Annotated in this window: 2 pseudogenes; both read left to right on the plus strand. The window is 64.6% G+C overall.

Annotated features, from left to right (window positions below):
- A pseudogene (locus DQW77_RS17835) lies at positions 1-291 on the plus strand (transposase); the annotation flags it as partial.
- A 94-nt stretch (positions 292-385) separates the two neighbouring features.
- A pseudogene (locus DQW77_RS17840) lies at positions 386-1,716 on the plus strand (IS256 family transposase).
- Positions 1,717-2,035: the final 319 nt, after the last annotated feature.

The raw sequence follows: 2,035 nt of genomic DNA on the forward strand, positions 1-2,035 counted from the left end.
CCCAGTGTGATCTCGCGCTTGACCGGGGAGTGGCAGCAAGAATTTGACCGTTGGCAGCGCCGCGATCTGTCGGCGCGGCGGTATGTCTACATCTGGGCGGACGGCGTCTACCTCCAGGCCCGGATGGAGCCGCAGGCCGAGTGCATGCTGGTCATTCTCGGGGCCAAGCCCGAAGGAAAGAAGGAACTCGTCGGCTTTCAGGTCGGGGTGCGCGAGAGCGCGCAGAGCTGGCGCGAGCTCTTGGTCGATGTCAAGGCCCGCGGCCTCTCGGTGCCGCCCGAGATCGCCATGAGCTATGCGGGAAACTGGGTGACGGAGTTGTAGAAGGCGGCGTATCGTGGCGGGTGTCCAAGCCTGCCAGAACTTCCAGAAGGAACGATACGCCATGACGAAAGATACAGACATCATCGCCCTGCGTCAGCCGGAATCTGTTGATGACCCGTTGACCGAGATCGCGCGCGACGGGGCGCGACGGATGCTGGCGGCCGCGCTGAGGGCAGAGGCCGACGCCTTCGTCGCGAGCCATGCCGAGGAGACCCTGCCGGACGGCCGCCAGCGGGTTGTCCGACACGGTTACGGGCCGGAGCGCAGCATCCAGACCGGGATCGGCGCGCTCGACGTGCAGCGCCCGAAGGTGCGCGACCGCGCCACCGATGCCCCGGCGGAGAGGAAGATCCGCTTCACCTCTGCGATCCTGCCGAAATGGGCGCGACGCTCGCGCAGCCTCGATGCCCCGCTGCCGGTCCTCTACCTGCGCGGCATCTCGACGGGCGACTTCCGGGAGGCGCTCTCTGCCATCCTGGGCAGGGATGCGCCGAACCTGTCGCCCAGTGTGATCTCGCGCTTGACCGGGGAGTGGCAGCAAGAATATGACCGTTGGCAGCGCCGCGATCTGTCGGCGCGGCGGTATGTCTACATATGGGCGGACGGCGTCTACCTCCAGGCCCGGATGGAGCCGCAGGCCGAGTGCATGCTGGTCATTCTCGGGGCCACGCCCGAAGGAAAGAAGGAACTCGTCGGCTTTCAGGTCGGGGTGCGCGAGAGCGCGCAGAGCTGGCGCGAGCTCTTGGTCGATGTCAAGGCCCGCGGCCTCTCGGTGCCGCCCGAGATCGCCATTGGCGATGGGGCGATGGGGTTCTGGAAGGCGCTCGACGAGGTCTTCCCGGGCACGCGCCATCAACGGTGTTGGGGTGAAGGGCGTCTCGGGATTGGTCCGGTGGACCAATCCAGCCCTGAACGGGCGGAGCCCCGTCGAACAAGATCGCCAATGTCCTGAACAAGTTCCCGAAATCGATGCAACTCACGGTGAAGGCAGACCTGCGCGAGGTCTGGCAGGCGGAAACCCGCGTCAAGGCCAGGGCTGCGATGGACATCTTCGTTGAGAAATACAGGACGAAATACGAGAAGGCGGTGACCTGCCTGACCAAGGACCGCGACGCCCTGCTCGTTTTCTACGACTTCCCCGCCGATCACTGGGATCACCTGCGCACGGGCAATCCTATTGAGAGCGTCTTCGCCACCGTCAGGCACCGGACCGTACGAACCAAGGGGGCGCTGTCGCAGAAGACCACAAAACTGATGGTCTTCAAGCTCGTTCAGGCTGCCGCGAAGACATGGCGCCGACTGAAAGGCGCGAACCAGTTGCCTTTGGTCATGGAAGGCGTCACATTCACCGACGGTGTCGCCAAAAACGACACCGAAAACCGCGCCGCTTGAGCAGGCCGCGTCACCCAGAGTCCGGTATAGCTCGTCAGGCCAGATCCGGATGCGGAAGGTCGATGGATGGGAAACCCTCGATCAGCCGCTGGAACCCGCCGTCCTTGACGAAGCGGCCTGAGCCGCGTCATACGAAACCGGCCCGGAGGTGCTCATCGGGAATTTCCACACACCTCGCGACACGACCCCGGTAAACCCGGGGCGTGTGTGGATGCCCCCTGTTTGGCAAGCGTTATCTGCGATTTTTCGGCGGGGTCTTCGATCGGACGTGTGTCAGGCCTCTGATCGTGGCCTTCCATGACGCCACGGGCCGGTTCTC

Source organism: Roseovarius sp. TE539, assembly GCF_003298505.1.
Classification (GTDB): domain Bacteria; phylum Pseudomonadota; class Alphaproteobacteria; order Rhodobacterales; family Rhodobacteraceae; genus Roseovarius.